19 protein-coding genes and 1 pseudogene are annotated in these 19,201 nt (G+C 63.9%); 2 read left to right on the top strand and 18 right to left on the bottom strand.

What is annotated here, in order from left to right; translation table 11 throughout:
* Positions 1 to 3: 3 nt before the first annotated feature.
* The 12 genes from ybeY to NKJ58_RS17365 form a co-directional block, all read right to left on the bottom strand.
* Positions 4 to 510, bottom strand: coding sequence for an rRNA maturation RNase YbeY (gene ybeY / locus NKJ58_RS17310; RefSeq protein ID WP_023755164.1), 507 nt, complete (start codon positions 508 to 510; stop codon positions 4 to 6).
* 17 nt (positions 511 to 527) lie between these two features.
* Positions 528 to 1,520: a PhoH family protein gene (locus tag NKJ58_RS17315; RefSeq protein ID WP_027049340.1), complete on the bottom strand. Its 993-nt coding sequence runs from the start codon at positions 1,518 to 1,520 to the stop codon at positions 528 to 530.
* Positions 1,521 to 1,603: 83 nt separating this feature from the next.
* On the bottom strand, positions 1,604 to 3,013 hold the full coding sequence (gene miaB, locus NKJ58_RS17320; protein WP_352518535.1) for a tRNA (N6-isopentenyl adenosine(37)-C2)-methylthiotransferase MiaB: 1,410 nt from the start codon (positions 3,011 to 3,013) through the stop codon (positions 1,604 to 1,606).
* Between the two features lie 76 nt (positions 3,014 to 3,089).
* Positions 3,090 to 3,890 (bottom strand): lyso-ornithine lipid O-acyltransferase, encoded by an 801-nt coding sequence (gene olsA / locus NKJ58_RS17325; RefSeq protein ID WP_352518536.1) that lies wholly within the window; start codon positions 3,888 to 3,890, stop codon positions 3,090 to 3,092.
* Between the two features lie 28 nt (positions 3,891 to 3,918).
* Positions 3,919 to 4,413, bottom strand: a complete 495-nt coding sequence (rimI, locus tag NKJ58_RS17330; protein WP_023669542.1) for a ribosomal protein S18-alanine N-acetyltransferase — start codon at positions 4,411 to 4,413, stop codon at positions 3,919 to 3,921.
* Entirely contained in the window at positions 4,413 to 5,090 is a 678-nt protein-coding gene (tsaB, locus tag NKJ58_RS17335; protein WP_023711441.1) for a tRNA (adenosine(37)-N6)-threonylcarbamoyltransferase complex dimerization subunit type 1 TsaB, read from the bottom strand. The genes rimI and tsaB overlap by 1 nt, the downstream gene beginning before the upstream one ends.
* A 107-nt stretch (positions 5,091 to 5,197) precedes the next feature.
* Positions 5,198 to 6,313: a DUF1513 domain-containing protein gene (locus NKJ58_RS17340; RefSeq protein WP_023669540.1), complete on the bottom strand. Its 1,116-nt coding sequence runs from the start codon at positions 6,311 to 6,313 to the stop codon at positions 5,198 to 5,200.
* Positions 6,314 to 6,316: 3 nt separating this feature from the next.
* The gene (locus tag NKJ58_RS17345; protein WP_023682016.1) at positions 6,317 to 7,396 is read right to left on the bottom strand and encodes an imelysin family protein; all 1,080 of its coding nucleotides are present in this window, start codon (positions 7,394 to 7,396) and stop codon (positions 6,317 to 6,319) included.
* Positions 7,396 to 8,985 carry a di-heme oxidoreductase family protein gene (locus NKJ58_RS17350; RefSeq protein ID WP_352518537.1) on the bottom strand — a complete coding sequence of 530 codons (1,590 nt, stop codon included), beginning with the start codon at positions 8,983 to 8,985 and terminating at the stop codon, positions 7,396 to 7,398. Before NKJ58_RS17350 ends, NKJ58_RS17345 begins: the two co-directional genes overlap by 1 nt.
* 12 nt (positions 8,986 to 8,997) lie before the next feature.
* On the bottom strand, positions 8,998 to 9,483 hold the full coding sequence (gene bfr, locus NKJ58_RS17355) for a bacterioferritin (protein WP_023669537.1): 486 nt from the start codon (positions 9,481 to 9,483) through the stop codon (positions 8,998 to 9,000).
* On the bottom strand, positions 9,449 to 9,760 hold the full coding sequence (locus NKJ58_RS17360; protein ID WP_023669536.1) for a (2Fe-2S)-binding protein: 312 nt from the start codon (positions 9,758 to 9,760) through the stop codon (positions 9,449 to 9,451). The genes bfr and NKJ58_RS17360 overlap by 35 nt, the downstream gene beginning before the upstream one ends.
* 59 nt (positions 9,761 to 9,819) lie before the next feature.
* Positions 9,820 to 11,112 carry an imelysin family protein gene (locus tag NKJ58_RS17365; RefSeq protein ID WP_023692591.1) on the bottom strand — a complete coding sequence of 431 codons (1,293 nt, stop codon included), beginning with the start codon at positions 11,110 to 11,112 and terminating at the stop codon, positions 9,820 to 9,822.
* Positions 11,113 to 11,604: 492 nt separating this feature from the next.
* Here NKJ58_RS17365 and NKJ58_RS17370 point away from each other — a divergent pair, with 492 nt between their 5' ends.
* Positions 11,605 to 12,858, top strand: a complete 1,254-nt coding sequence (locus tag NKJ58_RS17370) for an NAD(P)/FAD-dependent oxidoreductase (protein WP_352853528.1) — start codon at positions 11,605 to 11,607, stop codon at positions 12,856 to 12,858.
* 121 nt (positions 12,859 to 12,979) lie between these two features.
* On the opposite strand, the gene NKJ58_RS17375 is transcribed toward NKJ58_RS17370, so the two are convergent.
* Positions 12,980 to 14,257 (bottom strand): 4-aminobutyrate--2-oxoglutarate transaminase, encoded by a 1,278-nt coding sequence (locus tag NKJ58_RS17375; protein ID WP_352518538.1) that lies wholly within the window; start codon positions 14,255 to 14,257, stop codon positions 12,980 to 12,982.
* Between the two features lie 153 nt (positions 14,258 to 14,410).
* Here NKJ58_RS17375 and NKJ58_RS17380 point away from each other — a divergent pair.
* Positions 14,411 to 15,221: pseudogene (locus tag NKJ58_RS17380) on the top strand (efflux RND transporter permease subunit); the annotation flags it as partial.
* A 12-nt stretch (positions 15,222 to 15,233) separates the two neighbouring features.
* On the opposite strand, the gene NKJ58_RS17385 reads toward NKJ58_RS17380, so the two are convergent.
* Genes NKJ58_RS17385 through NKJ58_RS17405 form a run of 5 tightly spaced genes read right to left on the bottom strand, consistent with a single transcriptional unit; the run spans position 15,234 to position 19,188 of the window.
* Positions 15,234 to 15,572: a hypothetical protein gene (locus tag NKJ58_RS17385; RefSeq protein WP_352518539.1), complete on the bottom strand. Its 339-nt coding sequence runs from the start codon at positions 15,570 to 15,572 to the stop codon at positions 15,234 to 15,236.
* A 38-nt stretch (positions 15,573 to 15,610) separates the two neighbouring features.
* Complete coding sequence (locus NKJ58_RS17390) at positions 15,611 to 16,360, bottom strand: ABC transporter ATP-binding protein (protein ID WP_023669527.1); 750 nt, start codon at positions 16,358 to 16,360, stop codon at positions 15,611 to 15,613.
* Positions 16,357 to 17,193 carry an ABC transporter ATP-binding protein gene (locus NKJ58_RS17395; protein ID WP_023669526.1) on the bottom strand — a complete coding sequence of 279 codons (837 nt, stop codon included), beginning with the start codon at positions 17,191 to 17,193 and terminating at the stop codon, positions 16,357 to 16,359. The genes NKJ58_RS17390 and NKJ58_RS17395 overlap by 4 nt, the downstream gene beginning before the upstream one ends.
* A 10-nt stretch (positions 17,194 to 17,203) precedes the next feature.
* Complete coding sequence (nikC, locus tag NKJ58_RS17400; RefSeq protein WP_023682024.1) at positions 17,204 to 18,124, bottom strand: nickel transporter permease; 921 nt, start codon at positions 18,122 to 18,124, stop codon at positions 17,204 to 17,206.
* Complete coding sequence (locus tag NKJ58_RS17405) at positions 18,121 to 19,188, bottom strand: ABC transporter permease (protein WP_023669524.1); 1,068 nt, start codon at positions 19,186 to 19,188, stop codon at positions 18,121 to 18,123. Before NKJ58_RS17405 ends, nikC begins: the two co-directional genes overlap by 4 nt.
* Positions 19,189 to 19,201 lie beyond the last annotated feature (13 nt).

Consider the following 19,201-nt stretch of genomic DNA (forward strand, 5'->3'; position numbering starts at 1 on the left):
TCATTACGTGTAGGGATCGGGAATGGCAAGCCTTGCGAGCGCTGAGCGCTCGATGGCTTCCATCTCCTCGGCCTCTGCATCGGTCTCGTGATCGTAGCCCAGCAAATGCAGCAGGCCGTGGATGACGAGATGGGTGATATGGTTCTCGAAGGGCTTGTCTTCCAGGGCTGCTTCGCGCGCCACCGTCTCGGCGGCCAGCACGATGTCACCCAGCATGGGCGGCAGCTTGCCACCCCTGGGGAACGGAAAAGCCGGGAAAGACAAGACGTTGGTCGCCTTGTCCTTGCCGCGCCAGCCGACATTGAGGGTACGGATATGGGCATCGTCGGAAAAGACGATGCTGAGTTCGGAAGGACCGGCAGCAGCGGTTTCGGCAAAGGCAGCCGACACGGCGCGATCGACCAGACGCGTCAGCGCCGCCTCATCGGGCCAGTCGCCGGCCTCGACCGACATATCGATCTCGACGGGAACCGAACTGTCCCCGCCGCCAGGTCTTATGTCTTCAGGCATGAGCCCGCATCGTCACATCAGCTCTCGGCGCCGAGGCCGCGTGCCAGCTTGGCGTCGCGGTCATAGGCCCTGACGATTTCGGCCACCAGCGGGTGGCGCACAACGTCGACATCGTTGAAGCGCACGGTTACCGCGCCGGCCACGCCGTCAAGGACACGCAAGGCTTCGACGAGGCCCGACTTGGTGCTTGGAGGCAGATCGATCTGCGTCGGATCGCCGGTGACGATCATGCGCGAATTCTCGCCGAGGCGGGTCAAAAACATCTTCATCTGCATCGGCGTGGTGTTCTGCGCCTCGTCGAGGATGACGGCGGCATGCGCCAGCGTGCGGCCGCGCATGAAGGCCAGCGGCGCGATTTCGATGACCTCGGCAGCGATAGCACGCTCGACCTTGTCGGCCGGCATCATGTCGTAGAGCGCGTCATAGAGGGGCCGCAGGTACGGATCGACCTTTTCCTTCATATCGCCGGGCAGAAAACCCAGCCGCTCGCCGGCCTCGACCGCTGGGCGTGACAGGATGATGCGCTCGACCATGCCGCGTTCGAGCAGCATCGCCGCATGCGCCACCGCCAGATAGGTCTTGCCGGTGCCGGCCGGGCCAATGCCGAAGACAAGTTCCGAACGCTCCAGTGCCCGCATATAGGCGTCCTGGTTGAGCGAACGGGCATAGATCGTCTTCTTGCGGGTGGAGATCTGGGCGGCCGAAACCTTGCCCTTGCGTTCAAGCGTCGGCAGCGTCAGCTGGTCGTCGGCGGCAATCGCCATGCGCACGGCGCCATCGACGTCGGACTGGCCAATGTCGGTGCCCTTCTGGAGAATGCCGTAGAGATTGTCGAGTGCGCGGCGCGCCTGTTCGGCCGCCGAGGCCGAGCCCTTGATGGTCAACTGGTTGCCGCGCGAGCGGATATCGACGCCGAGCTTCTGCTCAAGCCGGGCCAGGTTCTCGTCGAACTGACCGTACAGGGCGCTGGCAAGCTTGTTGTTGTCGAAAGTCAGAACGATGTGCGCCATGTCAGAGGCCCCGGATGTCTGGTTCTGGGGCAGAGTCTTCACTTCAGCAGCGCTCAACCGTCTCTCCTCATCTGCCGAGGCCATCAAGCCAACTCGGCGAACAGGCTATTGTAGCCCGTCTTCGTGATTCGCACCCGGATAATGTCACCGATTTCGCCGGCCTTTTCATCAACAATAACCGGCTGCAGCCAGGGCGAGCGGCCGACCTTCTGGCCGGCCTGACGGCCGGGCTTCTCGATCAGCGTGTCGATGGTGCTGCCGACCAGGCGCAGGCCGAAATCCTGCTGCTGCTTGAGCAACAATGCCTGCAGCTGTTGCAAACGTTCATCCTTGACCGCTTCCGGCACGTGATCGGGCATATCGGCGCCCGGCGTGCCGGGACGCGGCGAATATTTGAACGAGAAGGCCGAGGCGTAGTTCACCTGGCGCACCAGACCCATCGTCGCCTCGAAATCCGCCTCGGTTTCACCGGGGAAGCCGACGATGAAGTCACCGGACAGCGCGATGTCGCCGCGTGCAGCGCGGATGCGCTCGAGCAGCGCCAGATAGTCCTTGGCCGTGTGCCTGCGGTTCATCGCCTTGAGGATGCGGTCTGACCCGGATTGCACCGGCAGGTGCAGATAAGGCATCAAAGCCGGGAGATCGCGATGGGCAGCGATCAATTCGTCGTCCATGTCGCGCGGATGGCTGGTGGTGTAGCGCAGCCGCGCCAGGCCGGGAATTTCGGCCAGCCGGAACAGCAGGCGACCAAGCCCCCATTCCATGCCATCCTCACCCTTGCCGTGCCATGCATTGACGTTCTGCCCCAGCAGCGTCACCTCGCGCACACCGGCATCGGCCAGCCGCTCGGCTTCGGCGACGATCTGCGCCACCGGCCGCGACACTTCCGAGCCCCTGGTATAGGGCACGACGCAGAAGGTGCAGAATTTGTCGCAGCCTTCCTGTACCGTGAGGAAGGCGGTGACGCCGCGCTTGATCATTTCGGCACGCTTCGGCTTCGGCAGATGCTCGAACTTGTCCTCGATGGCGTATTCGGTCTCGACGATCTTCTCGCCGCCACGCACCCGGGCCAGCACATCGGGCAGCCGGTGATAGGTCTGCGGGCCGATGACCAGATCGACAGCAGGCGAACGGCGGATGATTTCCGCGCCTTCGGCCTGCGCGACGCAACCGGCGACGCCGATCAGCATTTCGCGCCCAACTGCTGCGCGTTCAGCCTTCATGTCGCGGATGCGGCCGAGCTCAGAATAGACCTTTTCCGCCGCCTTCTCCCTGATATGGCAGGTGTTGAGCAGCACCAGGTCGGCGTCGGCGATGACATCGGTCGCGGTGTAGCCGTCGGCGGCCAGCGCATCGGTCATGCGCTGTGAGTCATAGACATTCATCTGGCAGCCATAGGTCTTGACGAAGACCTTTTTGGCCGGGGCGGACGCCGCAGCAGCGCTTTGCGAGGCGCTGTCGGTTTCGTTCCGCTCTATCGTGTTCAAATCCATCCGGCGGCTTCTAACGCCTTTCCGTGACAAAAAACAGACGATTCTCGGGCATCGGCCTGTAGGCGCTCGGCCTGCGCTAGCGGCTCGGTCGGGGATCGGCGAGCGCGGCCTGCATCATGGCGCGCACCTGGCTTTCCATCATCCTCGACGTTTCCTTGCGGTTCGAGCCCTTGGAAAAGGCGATGGGCTCGCCGAAATGCACCTCGACGTCAATGGCGCCTTCGGCCATCAGCACCTTGAGATGCGGCATCAGGTCCTGATCGCCGATCCAGGCAGCGAGCGGCCGGTGGCGACGGCCGAGAGGCACGCCGTGCACCCGCGTGTAGGCAATCGCCAGCGGCTGGATGAAGACCTGCTCGGCCGCGCCTTCCGAAATCGCCATCGAGGCGGCGCCGAACAAGGTGCTCTTGAACGGCAGGATGGTGTTGCCGTCGCCGGTAGAGCCCTCGGCAAATAGCACCATGGCGTCGCCCTTGGCCATGCGGCTGGCGATCTCGCTGGCCTGGTCGCCAGCTGTCCGCTTGCGCTCGCGTTCGATGAAGACCGTACGCTGCAGTTTCGACAGCCAGCCGATCAGCGGCCATCCCTCCATGTCCGCCCGAGCGATGAAGGTCACATCGGCAAAGGAGCCCAGCACCATGATGTCGGTCCAGGAGATATGGTTAGAGGCGACCAGCAGCGGGCGCTGGCTGGACAGCGCACCTTTGACATGGATGCGCAGGCCGAGCGTCCGGACGATGAGGCTGTGCCAGGCCTTCAGAATGACCGTCTCGCGCCAGATTCCAGTCTTCATCGACAGCAGCTGCAAAGGCACAAGGACCAGCGAACCGATGACAACGAGGCTCAGCGCCAGGAAAATCCTGATTTTTCCGATCATGCAGCTTGGCCCTGCCCCAAAACTTTGGCTAGCGAAGATCGCGGCGCATGACAAGCGCGCCGGTAGGACCATGTTCGGTCGAGCGGTAATAATTGGCGCGGTGGCCGACCTGGCGGAAGCCCAGCCGCCGGTAGAGGGCGATGGCAGCGACATTGGTCTCGTCGACCTCAAGGAACAGCGCCTCGGCGCGCTGCGCATGCAATTCGCGCAGCACGGCGTCCATCAATTGCCAGCCGAGCCCCTGGCGGCGATGCGAGCGCGCCACCGCCACGGTCAGAATCTCGCCCTCGCCGGCTGCAAGCCTGGCCAGCACGAAGCCGACCGGCGGCTTGGCGCCCTGGCCGATTTCGCGCGCGGCATAGCCGAACACGGTTTCCTGTTCGAGCAACGCGGCGAACTCGCCATCGGTCCAGGGCCGGACGAAATCCTCGCGGTGCAGCACCGACGCTGCCGGGCTGTCGGCGATTGTCAGCGGCTCGAGCGCATAGTCCCTGCGGCGCGGCTGGAGGAAAGGGATGCGCATCACTTTTCCTGCCTCAACAGGATGAACCCGGCCTGCGCCTTGGCATCGGCGCCGCGCAGATAGAGTGGCTTCGGCTTGTCGCCCTCGCCTTTTGCAGCGGCGAGCCGGGCGTAGACGGCAATGTCGGCGGTGGCAGCCGTCGGGCCGATATCGAAATCGCGACCGGCCGCGGCTGCGATCTGCACGGCGGCCGTGCCGGCAAGCACCGGACGATTGTCCGCCGCCATTCCCGCGGCTTGCGCAAGTGTGGTCACAGCCGGACCATAGCGCAAAATCGCTTCCGCATCGTAAAACGCCGCATGGATCTCCTCGCGGCCTGCATCGAGAGCCGCCAGGATCGGGCGGCCGGGAAATGCCGCCCTCGCCTCGGCCGCCAGCGCCTCCAGTGTCGTTACCCCGATCGCCGGGATCTTCAGCGCCAGCGCCAGGCCGCGCGCCGCCGAGACGCCCACCCGCAGGCCGGTGAAGGAACCCGGACCGATGGAGACCGCAACGGCGCCAAGGCCGGCATAATCGGTGCCGTCCGCTTTCAACGCTTCGTCAATGACAGCCATCAGGTGTTCGGCGTGGCCTTTGCCGAGATCGAGTACCGAGCGGCCGAGCTCTCTGTCGCCCGATGCGTCATAGACGCAAGCGGCGCAGAGATTGGCGGCACAGTCGATGGCGAGCAGTTTCATGGGCGACCGGTTCGAAAAACAGTCTCCCTCTGCCCGCCACGGCGCGCCGCCGCAAGAGCCAGCGCGTAAATTGTTAAGCGGCTTCGCTTCGGTGCAGGCCGGACGGCTTACGCCGCCGGCGCGATGCGCAGCATGTGGTTGTCCCAGACATAGTCGGGCTCGGAGCGCGTCGCGCCGCTGCCTTCGATGATTTCGCCGGCACCCGTGGTTGCCATGAAGCCCGGGCCGTCGGGCGCCAGGCCGCAGACCTCGACCAGCGCCTTGGTGGCGACGATCTTGCCGCTGGCGGCGTCGATGACGGCCAGCGAATTGCCTTCCGGCGAAGACACCGCGACCGTGCCGGCAATCGGGTTGGCGGCGACCGAGCCGATGTAATTCCGGAAGCCGGATAGCACGTCCTGCGGCATGTCGAGCAGCTGCAGCCCCTTGCCGCGCGTGGCGCGGCCGACCAGCGGTGGCCGCTCGGTGCCCGGCCCGCGGTACTGGCAGCCGAACCAGATGGTGCCTGTGGGGTCGGCATCCATGTGGCGAATCGACAGCTGGTGCAGAGCCGGCGGCAGTTCGTGCTTTTCGATGAGATCGCCGGTTGTGCGATCGACCAGCACATAGGACGGCTTCATGGTGGCGATGTTGAGCTCGGCGCGGCCATAGTCGGGATGGGTCTCGATGCCGCCATTGGCGATGGCGATCGTCCGGCCGTCTCCGAGCAGCAATAGCTCATGCGGCCCCATGCCATAGGTCGGAAACTCGCCGATGCGGCTGAACTTGGCCCGTGCGTCGTAGATCCCGACGACGCCGGCGGCATTGTCGAAATTGTTTTCGGTGACGTAAAGCAGCGCGCCGTCGGTGGAAAACACACCGTGGCCGAAGAAATGCCGACCGGTGATGCTGGCGATGGTCAGCGGCGGCTCGCGGCCGGCATGGTCGAAGACCACGGCGAAGGTGCCGGGTTGCCGGGCGAAGACCACGGAGCGCTTCGAGACCGGATCGAAGGTGACGTCGTGGCCACGGTCGGGCAGGTCGATCGCATGCAATACTTTTCCGGCTTCCGACAACACAGCGGCGCCAAAGCTGCCGTCGCGCTTGACGAAGGCGGTGGCAAAGACGGCATCGGCGGCAAGCGTGTCCGCCCAGGCCCGCGGCGCCATTGACGCGACGAAGCCGGCGCCGGCAGCTCTGAGAAAATCGCGGCGGTCCATCAGCGGCGTGCGTGTCGCAACCATTGGTCAGTCCCCGTCCAGTGACGAAAAGCCGGCGGTCAGGCCGAACTCGGCGGTTAGCCGGGTGCCGATCAAGCCCGACAGGCTGGAGGTGATCAGCGCGAAATGTTCGAGTTTTCCGCGCTCCGCGGGATCGGCGAGCGTCTTGTCGATCCGACCCTGGATGGATTTGGCAGTGGCAACGCCATTGATGAGCTGGATATGGATGGATTCCGCCATCCATCTGCTATCCTCGGGCAGCGCGTCGCCGAGCTTCGAGGCCTGGAACAGCGCATCAATGCCGGAGAGGTTGCCGGCTAATGAAAGGCCGGTGTTTTGCGAGCGCCAGTAGATCGCTTGCCTCGGCTTGTCACCCTGCGGTTTGGCGCCGAGAAAACCTTTGAGGCGCACGTCGCGCACCATTTCGAGTTCATTGATGAACACGCCGACCAATTCGGTCACCGCTTCAGTGCCGTCGCGGTAAAGCGCATTGTCGGGTCCGGGATTGGCCCACAGGCCTGCAAAACCGTCCGGTTTTTTCCAGGCGGCGTCGACATCGGCCGCCATGGTCTCGATATTCTTGGCGATCGCCGCGCCATAGGCGCAGCGATAGGGCTCGTCCTTGCCGACGAGCGTCTCGGCGCCGTCGCCGTAAAGCACGAACTCAAGCGCCCCTAATCCCTGCATCGCGACACTCTTGCCCGCCAGCTGCGCCGGATCGGTGGCGGTCGGATCCTTGCCGGCCAGCGCCGCCTGCACCTGCTTCAGGCCGATGCTCTTTCGGTCCGGCCAGTAGAGCATGCGCTCCAGCCGGTTGTTCTCCTTGATTGGCCCGAAGCCGATGATTTCAGCCGACGACCAGGCTGCGACCGTGGCCGAGAATCCGGCATGCGCGGCATCGAGGTTGCCCTGCGACGGCGCCTGGCAGAGCGCGTCCATGGCCTTCGCCAAGGTGCCGGCATGGCCATGCAGGCTGGCATAGGCGGGGCGGACAAAGCCGTCGATCGCTCTTTGAATGACATCGGAGGCTTTCACCGAGGCCGATGCCGGGGACGCACCGAACAGAGCCAATGGGAGGAGTAGAACAGGCAAAACCCGCTTGAGCATCAGAATGACTCCAGGAATTTGATGAGAGCATCGCGGTCGGCCGTATTGGCGGCGGCAAAGCGATCGCGCGCCTTCTGCCCCTCGCCGCCATGCCACAGGATCGCTTCGGTAAGCGTGCGCGCACGCCCGTCATGCAGGAAGAAAGCGTTGCCGTTGACGGTCTTTGTCAGGCCGATGCCCCATAGCGGCGGGGTGCGCCATTCACTGCCCGTGGCATCGCCCACCGCCTGGCCGTCGGCAAGGCCAGGCCCCATGTCGTGCAGCAGAAAGTCGGAATAGGGCCAGATCAGTTGGAACGCCTGCGCCTTGTTCCCGCGCATGGTGACGAATTTCGGCGTATGACAGGCAATGCAGCCCATCTCGTAGAACAGCTTCTTGCCGGCGAGCACGGCGGGTGCGCCGACATCGCGCCGCGCCGGCACCGCAAGGTTCTGCGAATAGAAGGTGACGAGGTCCATCACCGGTGGTGGCGCCTCGACCGGGCCGAGCCGCTTCTGCACGCCATTGGGCATGGCCAAACAGGCCTCTTCGGCTGCGGTGCAATCGCCCCAGTGACTGGGCTCTTCCGGCGTCGAAATGCCGATATCGCCGGCAAAGGCGTCCGCCGCCTGCTGGCGGATCGATGCGGTCTGCGCCTTCCAACCGAAGCGGCCAAGCGTCAGTTGCCCGCTGCTGAGGTCACGCACCATGTTGGGCTTGCCGGAAATGCCGTCGCGGTCGTCGGGATCGGCATGGGCAAGGATGTCGGCCGGCGCGATCTGTTCGATCAGGCCAAGGCCGATCATGGGCGGGGTCAGACGTGGCGACAGCGTGGTGCGCGGGTCAAGCGGGCCGTAGCCAAGCCCGTCGACCGAATAGCTCGGCTTGCGCAGCGAAACGATGCTACCGTCGCCGAGCGTGACCTTTTCCTCGCGATAATCGACATACATGCGGCCTTCGCCCTTGAGGCCGGGCACCGCCAGTTCCTGCAACTGCGCGCCGTAGACCGGATCGGGGAAGTTCAGCACCTTGTGCGCGGCGATCTCGGTCTTTTCCTCGGCCGTGCTCGCATCGCGCGCTAGCCGCAGGAACATCGACGTGGTGCGGCTGTCGGCGGCCGGCGGGCGGCCGCGGCCATCCTTCAAATGGCAATTCTGGCAGGCGCGCTCGTTGAACAGGGGTCCGAGACCGTCCGAGGCCTGGGTCGAGGATGGCGACGACACCCAGTTCTTGCGGAAAAGCGCATTGCCGAGCTTGAAATTGCCCTGTTCCTCGAAGGTAATGTTTTCAGAGGGTTGCGAGAAGGCGTCGCGGTCGACCTGCTTGCGCGACGTGCCGGCGCCGCCTTGCATCGTTTCGAAGGATTCGGGCTTGGAGAAATCCTGGGTTGGCCTGGTAACGGCAAGGACGCGGGCCTGGTCCTTCGGCGTCAGGTCGGTGCGGCTCGTGGCGAGGCCGACCGGTTCCGACGATCCGGCCAGGGCCGGGGCCAAAATTGCCGCCAGGGTTACAACCGAAAGCCCGCGAAAGGCCTGATATCGCGGGTTCTTGAGGAGCAGCGGGCCGGCGGCCCGCCGCAAGCGGCGCAGAATATCTATGGGGCGCCGCATTCCTGCATGGTCCTATTCCGCCTCGTCCGCCGATGCGGCGTTGAGCTGGCCGTATTTTTCCTCGCCGATCGAGGCAAGGAGGTCGAGCTGCGTCTCGAGGAAGTCGATGTGACCTTCCTCATCCGCCAACAATTCCTCGAACAGCTTCATCGTCACGTAGTCGCCGGCTTCGTTGCAGATCTCGCGCGAACGCTTGTAGGCGGTGCGTGCGTCATATTCGCCGGCGAGATCGGATTCGAGCACTTCCTTGACGTTCTGGCCGATGCGCAACGGCGCCACGGACTGCAAATTGGGATGCCCTTCGAGGAAGATGATACGGGCCACCAGCCGGTCGGCATGGTGCATCTCCTCGATCGATTCGGCGCGTTCCTTCTTTGCCAGCTTGGCATATCCCCAATCTTCGAGCAGGCGGAAATGCACCCAGTATTGATTGACGGCGCCAAGCTCCAGGAACAGAGCCTCGTTAAGCCGCTCGATGATCTGCGGTTCGCCTTTCATGGATTCTGCTCCCATATTGGACGCGCAGGCCTCTGACGCGATCCAGGTGTGAAACGATGTCCACGCCGCTCGCCTCCGAACGGGTGTGGTAATTTTCGGTGACCCGAATGATCGTTTCGACCACATTTGGGAAGCAGCCGCAACAGCGACCGCGCTTTTGCATCGTGTGATAGACCTTCGCCGGCACGATCAGTTGCCAGGGGTCCTGATCCAGCAGATCGACGATCGTCTGCTCAATCTCCTTTTCGGTGATGATGTTGCAATGGCAGATCAGCATGGATTGGCTCTGGCTGACGGCGCCCCTCCGCGCCGTTTGGCTGGTAGTTGGTTGGGGTGCTACTTGAACACCTTGTCCGGTGCGTCGAGGCTGTCGGACCCCTCGAAGGCTATGTTGTTCAGGTTCAGCGCGCCGACGGCGCGTTCGATCGACTTGGTCTGGTCGACCAGCGCGTCGATTGCCGCCTGCACGGTAGCATTGCCTTCGGTGTTGCCCTCGGCGATCTGCTGGTCGTAGGCCTCGCCGGCCACTTCCCGCGCCTTGATCGCCTCCATCTTGGCGACCGAGACATCGAGCTTGTCGGACAGTTCCTTGTCGATCGCCGGATCGGCCGCCTTGACCATATCGTGCACCGACGGGCCTGAAACGACGGTGCCGTCGATGCGCGTGTAGCTGGCGAGATAGGCGGCGCGGATGCCGATAGCGTCATAGAGATGCGAGTTGTAGGTATTATCCGAGAAGCAGTCGTGCTCCTCTTCGGGATCGTGCAGCAGCAGGCCGAGTTTCATGCGCTCCCCGGCCAGTTCGCCGTAGGACAGCGAGCCCATGCCGTTGAAGATCACCGAGATAGCGGTGTTCGGCTGGCCATCGACGAGGTTCTTGCGGGCGGCGCCGTCTTCCTTCCAGTTGCCGACCATCTCCTGCAGGTCGGAGACCAGAAGATCGCTGGCCGACTTCAGATACTCGGCCCGGCGATCGCAATTGCCGCCGGTGCAGTTCTTGAGGTCGTAGTCGGTGTACGGACGCTCGCCGGCGCCCGGGCCGGTGCCGTGCAAATCCTGGCCCCAGAGCAGGAATTCGATGGCGTGATAACCGGTGGCGACATTGGCCTCGATGCCGCCGGCCTCCTGCAGCGTGCCGGCGAGGAACTCCGGCGAAAGCTTCGAGGCGTCGACCTTCTTGCCGTCGATCTCGATGTCCTTGTTGGCGATGACATTGGCGGTGTAGAGCGCGTTGGCGTCGGACTCGGTGCCGTAGCTCTTGGCGACGTAGTCGATCAGGCCTTCGTCGAGCGGCCAGGAGTTCACCTTGCCTTCCCAGTCGTCGACGATCTTGTTGCCGAAGCGGTAGACCTCGGTCTGCTGGTAGGGCACGCGCGACGCCTTCCAGGCATCGCGGGCGGCATTCAGCGTGTCCGCCGACGGGTTGGCAAGCAGCGCGTCGACAGCCTTGTCGAGCGCCTGCGCCGTGGTCAGCGAATCCTCGTACTTGGCCAGCGCGATGTCGGAATAGGTCTTGATGACCGCCTTGGCATCGATCTCCGCCGCCTTGGCCGGCAGGATGAAAACCGCCGCCGTCAACATAGCCGTGGCACCGATCGCAGCCAGTCTGCCGCCATATCGCGCTGTCATCATCAGTCTCCAGTTCAAAGGGGATTCGGTAAAAGGCGCGCGTGCCAAACGGTGCCGGGACATAGGCATGCCGTAGGACACCACAGATGCCGCGCCGTTGCGCGGCTCACGGAAGAAAGACACCAAATGCCTCCAATCGAACGGGTTCAAGGCCCAAACATCAAAGGGGTGCGCTGACGCGCGAGCCTCCATAAAACGATGGCGAGGCCGGAAGTCAACTGGTCAACCCTAGAAAATTCAATTGAAACAACAGTTTAGAATTATTCTAAACTGGGACTGTCAACTTTCAGTCGTATAGCCAGCAGCCAAGGTGAGAGACGCCGCGATTGACAAGCGACCGTTCCGGGTGCGACCCGGACCGGGGCTCTTGCGACGGCGGCAGACAATCGCCATCTGGCGGAACGGCTCACAATCAAAACATGATGTCGTCCGAAAACCGCTTCACACTTTTCGGCATCATGCTCCAGATTTGAAACAGGAATTCGGGTTGCGATGAAGAACGGGGTCGTCATTGTCGGTGCGGGTCATGCGGGCGTGCAAGCGGCCGCCAGCCTGCGCGAGGAAGGCTATGACGGGCCTGTCATCCTGATCGGCGACGAAACCGATCTGCCCTATCACAAGCCACCGCTGTCGAAGACCTTCATCAAGGACGCCGATGCCAAGCCGCAACCCTTGCGCGGCGAGGCCTTTTACACCGGCAGCGCCATCGACTTCAGGCCGGGCGTCCGAATCGACAGCATCGATACGGCAGGCCGCAAGCTGGACATAGCAGGCGGCGGCGTGCTGCCGTTCGACCGGCTCATCCTGGCCACCGGTTCGCGGCCGCGGCTCCTGCCGCTGCCGGGCGCCGACCTCTCGGGCGTGCTGTCGCTGCGCTCGATCGCCGATGCGCGGCTGATCCGCCAGCTCAGCGCCCAAAGCGAAGACGTGGTCATCCTCGGCGGCGGCTTCATCGGGCTGGAGATCGCGGCTACGCTGAGGGCCGCCGGCCGCAACGTCACCCTGGTCGAGGCTGTCGACCGGCTGCTTGGCCGCGCCGTGGCGCCGGTGGTGGCGAGCCATGTCCGTCAACGGCTGGAGGCGATCGGCGTGCGTATCCTCACCGGCACCACCATTGCCAGGTTGGAAGGCGAAAACGGCCATGTCTGCGCCGCCATCACCTCCACCGGCGAAAGGCTGCCCGCGCGCATGGTCATCGTCGGCATCGGCGCCGTGCCGAATGTCGAACTTGCTCAGGCTGCCGGACTGACTGTCGCCAGTGGCATCCGCGTCGACCAACAGATGCGCACCTCCGTGCCTGATATTCTGGCCATCGGCGACGCCGCTTCCTGCCGCCACTGGTCGACCGGCGGCGACGTGCGGCTGGAATCAGTGCAGAACGCCACCGACCAGGCGCGGCTTGCCGCACGCACGATCACCGGCCATACGGACGCCTATGCGGCGGTGCCGTGGTTCTGGTCTGACATCGGCGACATGAAACTGCAGATGGTCGGGCTGACCTCGGGCGGCGACAGCCATGTCGTGCTGGGCGACCTCGCTGAGAACAAGTTCTCGATCTACCACTATGCTGGAAGCCGGCTGCTCGGCATCGAATCCGTCAACAGGCCGGGCGACCATATGCTGGGCCGCAAGATGCTCGGGGCCGGGTTTTCGCCGATGGCGCAGACGATTGCTGAGGGACCTGACGGGCTGAAGGCTGCACTGGCAGCGTTCCAGCAGGATGAGCCGGCACGGGCTGCGGGCTAGACGCACTTACCCTCCCCCTTGTGGGGAGGGTCGCTGCGAAGCAGCGGGGTTGGGGTCGGCGCGAGGCCCCCCACCCGGACCTGCGGTCCGACCTCCCCACAAGGGGGAGGTAGGGTTTGCGCTAGGCAGCGCAGACTTCGCGGATCGAGCTTTCCAGAATGTCGAGCGCCTCGTTCATGACATTGTCCTGGATGGTGATCGGAGCCAGGAAACGGATGACGTTGCCGTAGACGCCGCAGGTCAGCAGGATCAGCCCCTTGTCGAGCGCCTTCAGCCGGATCGCATTGGCGATCTCGGCCGACGGCAGGCCCTTCTTGACGTTGTTGAACTCGACCGCGTTCATGAAGCCGAGACCCCTGATGTCGACAATCTCGGGCACATCGTCGCGGATCGACTGCAGCCGCTGTTTCAGCCGGGCGCCCAGCGTATTGGCGCGGTCGCACAGCTTTTCGTCCTCGATTACGTCGAGCACGGCGTGTGCTGCGGCGACACCGATCGGGCTGCCGCCATAGGTGCCGCCGAGCCCGCCAGGACCGGGCGCATCCATGATCTCGGCGCGGCCGGTGACCGCCGCCAGCGGGAAGCCGCCGGCCAGGCTTTTCGCCATGGTGGTAATGTCGGCCGCGACCTCATGATGATCCATGGCGAACATCTTGCCGGTGCGGGCAAAACCGGTCTGCACCTCGTCGGCGATCAGCAGCATGCCGTGCTGGTCGCAGAGTTTGCGCAGCGCCGTCAGGAATTCGCGCGGCGCGTCGTAGAAGCCGCCCTCGCCTTGGACCGGCTCGATGATGATGGCGGCAACGCGGGCCGGATCGACATCGGCCTTGAACAGTTTGTCGAGTGCAGCCAGCGAATCGGCTGTAGACACGCCGTGCAGCGGCACCGGGAACGGTGCATGGTAGACGTCGCCCGGCATGGCGCCGAAGCCGACCTTGTAGGGCACGACCTTGCCGGTCAGCGCCATGCCCATGAAGGTGCGGCCGTGGAAGCCGCCGGCAAAGGCGATGACGGCTTGGCGGCCAGTGGCGTTGCGGGCGATCTTGATGGCGTTCTCGACGGCTTCAGCGCCCGTGGTGACGAAGATGGTCTTCTTCTCGAACTTGCCGGGCAGCATGCCGTTCAGCCGTTCGGCCAGCCGCACATAGCTCTCATAGGGCACCACCTGGTGGCAGGTATGGGTGAAGCGGTCGAGCTGTACCTTGACCGCCTCGATCACCCTGGGATGGCGGTGGCCGGTGTTGACGACGGCGATGCCCGAGGAGAAATCGATGTATCGGCGGCCTTCTACATCCCAGATCTCCGAATTCTCGGCGCGGTCGGCATAGATCTGCGTCGTCATACCGACGCCGCGCGAGATCGACTGGTTCTTGCGCTCGGAAATGGCTGCGTTCTTCATTTCGTCCCTCATCGGGCCGACGCCCGTTCTCGTTAGATGAATGCCAAGGCCTCTTCTGACCTTATTTCACGTTTTCCTCAAGTTGGCACCGCCGCCGGGCGATTGGGCCTGTCGTCGATGCGGGCCACTTCGACAGACCGGTCTTAACCAGCCGACCGATACACGTACGGGACAGTCCGTGACGGCTCACCCGTCACCGGGAACGGCGAAGCGATCCCGCTCGCGGCAGTGGCGACTTCCGCTACGACCTCGAACAGCCGACGGTGTGGCGGCGCAACCGCATCCCGACGATCACCGTTCGCGCAGGCCTCGTTGGCGACGTGCTGCCGGCCACCGTCGTCAACGAATTGAAGCCGTCGGTCGACGCCTTCATCGCCAAACTGCCGCCCGCTATTCCGTTGCAACCGCCGCTCGGTCGAAGAAAGCGCAAAAAGCCGCAGCGGTGGTGCCGCTGATGCTGTTCGTGATGGCGACCATCCTGATGATCCAGTTGCAAACTTTTCAGCGCCTGTTCCTGGTGGTGGCGGTGGCGCCGCTCGGCCTGATCGGCGTGGTCGCGGCCCTGGTGCCGAGCGGCGCACCGCTCGGCTTCGTCGCCATTCTGGGCGTCCTGGCGCTGATCGGCATCCTGATCCGCAACTAGATGATCCTGATCGTGCAGATCGAGGATCTGGTGGCCGAGGGCCAAGACCGCTGGGAAGCCGTGATCGAAGCGACCGAGCACCGCATGCGGCCGATCGCGCTGACGGCCGCGGCCGCCAGCCTGGCGCTGATCCCGATCGCGCGCGAAGTGTTCTGGGGCCCGATGGCCTACGCCATGATGGGCGGCATCATCGCCGGCACGGCGATCACGCTGCTGTTCCTGCCGGCGCTTTATGTGACGTGGTTCAGGATCAAGGAGCCTAAGCAGGGGGACGAACCATCTGTTCCGGAGAACGGCGAACTGGCGCAAGACCCCGCTTAAGGCTTTGCCGGATCATTCGTTATCGTTAGAGGGTTCGGGGCGCGATTTCGCTCGCTGCCATGGCGATGATTTTGACGTCCGCCAAGCATGCCAGCCTTTTGGCAAGTCGGCCAATGCCAGGATGCCTTCATCCTGCTGCACCACCTCTTGCAGGCCAACGAGCATTATCTCGCGTTCATCCCAATCTCGAGAGTCGCTGCTATAGAATTGCCAACTGCCCCCTTCATCGTTGTAGTTCTCGTCATCGTCAGCTTCATGCACAACGTATGCGATCCAGTCGCCCCGTTTGAATATGCTCTTGTCCGATAGCACCGCGACATTGGGCGGATCTGCAAACTTCCATTCTTCCATGGAATTCCCCAAGCGATTATTCTGCGGAAGAAACTAGTTCACGCCGTCCGAACAAACCCCTCGCTCGCCCTAAGCAAATTGCGTGTGTAATCCTTCTCCACGCGGTGCCCGATCAGCTGGCCCGCCGTCAGGTTCTCCACCGCTTCGCCATTCTGCATCACCATCAGGCGCTCGCACATATGGGTGATGATGGCGAGGTCGTGGCTGACCATCAGGAAGGTCAGCTTGCGCCGACGGCGAACCTCTTCCAGCAGGTTGAGCACTTCCGCCTGCACCGAAGCGTCGAGCGCCGAGGTTGGTTCGTCGAGCAGCAGGATCGACGGTTCGAGGATGAGCGCCCGCGCGATCGCCACGCGCTGACGCTGACCGCCGGAGAGCTGGTGCGCGTAGCGGAAACGGAAACCGTTGCCTAATCCGACCTCGTCGAGGGCGCGCTGGATGCGTTGCTCGCCATCGGCAAAGCCGTGAATGGCGAGCGGCTCCTGTAGCAGGCGGTCGACGGTCTGACGCGGGTGCAGCGAACCATAGGGGTCCTGGAAGACCATCTGCACTTCGCGATAAAAAGCCTTGTCGCGGCGCGCTCCCAGCGTCTTGCCATTGACCGTGATAGTACCGGATGCGACAGGCACCAGGCCGGCAATGGCTTTGAGCAGCGTCGACTTGCCGGAACCGCTCTCGCCGACCAGGCCGAAGGATTCGCCGGACTTCACCTCGAGGTTCGCCCCTTTCAGCGCGCGAAAACGGTCGAACACCACCTCCAGCCCTTCAATCGAAATGGCTGGCGTCATGCCGCCCACTCCGGCTTGCGGTCGAGCACCGGCAGCGGGTGGCGTTCGTAACCGATCCTGGGCATGCAGTTGAGCAGGCCGCGCGTGTAGGGATGCTGGGCGTCGCGCAGCTCCGACGCCTTGAGCTGCTCGACCACCTTGCCGGCATACATGACGATGACGCGGTCGCAGAAGGAGGCGACCAGCCGCAGATCGTGCGAGATGAAGATCAGACCCATGCCGCGCTCACTGACCAAGCGGTCGAGGATGCCGAGCACATCGAGCTGAACGGTGACGTCGAGCGCCGAGGTCGGCTCGTCGGCGATCATCAGTTCCGGTCCGGCGATCAGCATCATTGCGATCATGGCGCGCTGGCCCATCCCGCCGGACACCTCGTGCGGATGCAGGTCGAAGACACGCGAGGGATCGCGGATCTGCACAGCTTCCAGCATGGCCAGCGCCCGCTCGCGCGCTTCGGCCTTGGAGACCTTTTCATGCGTGCGCAGCGTCTCGACGATCTGGCGGCCGATGCTCATCACCGGGTCGAGCGAATATTTCGGATCCTGCAGGATCATGGCGATGCGTTTGCCGCGCAGCGCCCGGCGCTGGCGGGCGGGTATGTCCAAAAGATCGATGCCGTCCAAGGCGAGCTTCTTGGCCGAAACCAGAGCCTGCGGCGGCGTCAGCCCCATGATGGCGCGGCCGGTCTGCGACTTGCCGGAGCCGCTTTCGCCGACAATGCCCAGCCGCTCTCTGCCGAGCGAGAAGGTGACGCCGCGCACCGCCTGGATGAGGCCGGTCCGAGTCGGGAAGGTGACGCGCAGGTCGTCGACATCGAGAAGTGCACCGCTCATTGGTCACCACTCATTGGTCGCCACTCCGGGGATCGAGCGCATCGCGCAGGCCGTCGCCAAGCAGGTTGAAGCCGAGACTGACGATGAGGATGGCGAAGCCCGGCGCGCCGGCCACCCACCATTGGTCGAGCACGAAGCGACGGCCGGACGCGATCATGGTGCCCCATTCCGGCAGCGGCGGCTGCGCGCCGAGGCCAAGGAAGCCGAGGCCGGCGGCGGTGAGGATGATGCCGGCCATGTCGAGCGTCACCCGGATGATGAGCGAAGAGATGCATAGCGGCATGATGTGGCGCAGCACGATGCGGAACGGAGAGGCGCCCATCAATTGCACCGCCTTGATGTAATCCGAATTGCGCACGGTCATCGTCTCGGCCCGCGCAATTCGGGCGTAAGGCGGCCACGAGGTGATGGCGATGGCCAGCACCGCGTTTTCGATGCCGGGGCCAAGGGCCGCGACAAAGGCCAGCGCCAGGATCAGCTTGGGAAAGGCGAGGAAGATGTCGGTAATGCGCATCAGAATGGCATCGGTCCAGCCGCCGGCATAGCCGGCGACGGTGCCGACCAAAAGGCCGATGGGGGCTGCGATGACGGCGACAAGAATGACGACGTAGAGCGTCCAGCGCGAGCCGAAAAGAATGCGCGAATAGATATCGCGGCCGAGATCGTCGGTGCCGAACCAATGCGCCGCACTCGGCGCCAAAAGCCGCGCGTTCTTGAGATCGCCGATGGTCGGCGAATAGGGCGCCAGCACATCGGCAAAGGCGGCGACCAGCAGCAGCGCGATGATGATGAGCAGGCCGAGAAACGCCAGCCGGTTGGCGGAAAAGCGCCGCCAGGCGACATAGGCGCGGCCGAGCCTTGCCTGCATGCGCGAGGCCGGCCGATCGCTGAGCAGCCAATCGCGGCGCGTTTGGATTGCTTCGGCGCTCATCCTGTCTTCGTCCTCGGATCGAGCACCTTGTAGAGAACATCGGACAGGAGATTGATGCCGATGAACACCGAACCGATGACGATGGTGCCGCCGAGCACGGCGTTCATGTCGGCGTTCTGCAGCGAATTGGTGATGTAGAGGCCGATGCCGGGCCAGGAGAACACCGTCTCGGTCAGCACCGAACCTTCGAGCAGCCCGGCATAGGACAGCGCGATCACCGTGACCATCGGCACCGCGGCGTTGCGCAGCGCATGGCCCCAGATGATTCGCGTTTCAGACAGGCCCTTGGCGCGCGCGGCGACGATGTATTCCTGCGACAGCTCGTTCAGCATGAAGGAGCGCGTCATTCGGCTGATATAGGCGAGCGAGAAATAGCCCAGCAGCCCTGCCGGCAGGATGATGTGGCGGTAAGCGTCGTAGAAGACATCCCACTGGCCCTGCAGCGCGGCGTCGAGCAGGTAGAAGCCGGTGATCGGTGTGAATGTGTACTCGTAGACGATGTCGAGGCGGCCGGGAAAAGCTACCCATTGGAGCTTGGCGTAGAACAGGACAAGCCCCAGAAGCCCGATCCAGAAGATAGGCACGGAATAGCCAATCAGGCCGACAATGCGAACGATCTGGTCGATGAGACTGCCGCGTTTTACCGCTGCCAGCACGCCGAGCGGCACGCCAATCAACGAGCCTATCAGAGTGCCCAGCGTCGCCAGTTCGATCGTTGCCGGAAAGGCGCGGCGGATGTCGGTCATCACCGGATTGGTGGTCAGCACCGAGGTGCCGAAATCACCGTTCAGCGCATGCTTGAGATAGATATAGAATTGCTCGATCAACGGAAGATCGAGCCCCATCTCGCGGCGGGTGCGCTCGACGACATTGGCCGGTGCGCGGTCGCCGAGCACCGCCAGCACCGGATCGATCGGGATGACGCGGCCGATGAAAAAGGTCACCGCGAGCAGGCCGAGATAGGTGGTGACGGCGATGACCAGGAAGCGGCCGATCGCCAACAAGATAGCGACGGCGCGGGCGCTTCCCTGCCCCGCCGTCGCCTGGTTTTCAATCGCGCTCATCAGGGCGCGTCCG

The sequence above is a fragment of the Mesorhizobium sp. M0139 genome, from assembly GCF_040322455.1.
Classification (GTDB): Bacteria; Pseudomonadota; Alphaproteobacteria; order Rhizobiales; family Rhizobiaceae; genus Mesorhizobium.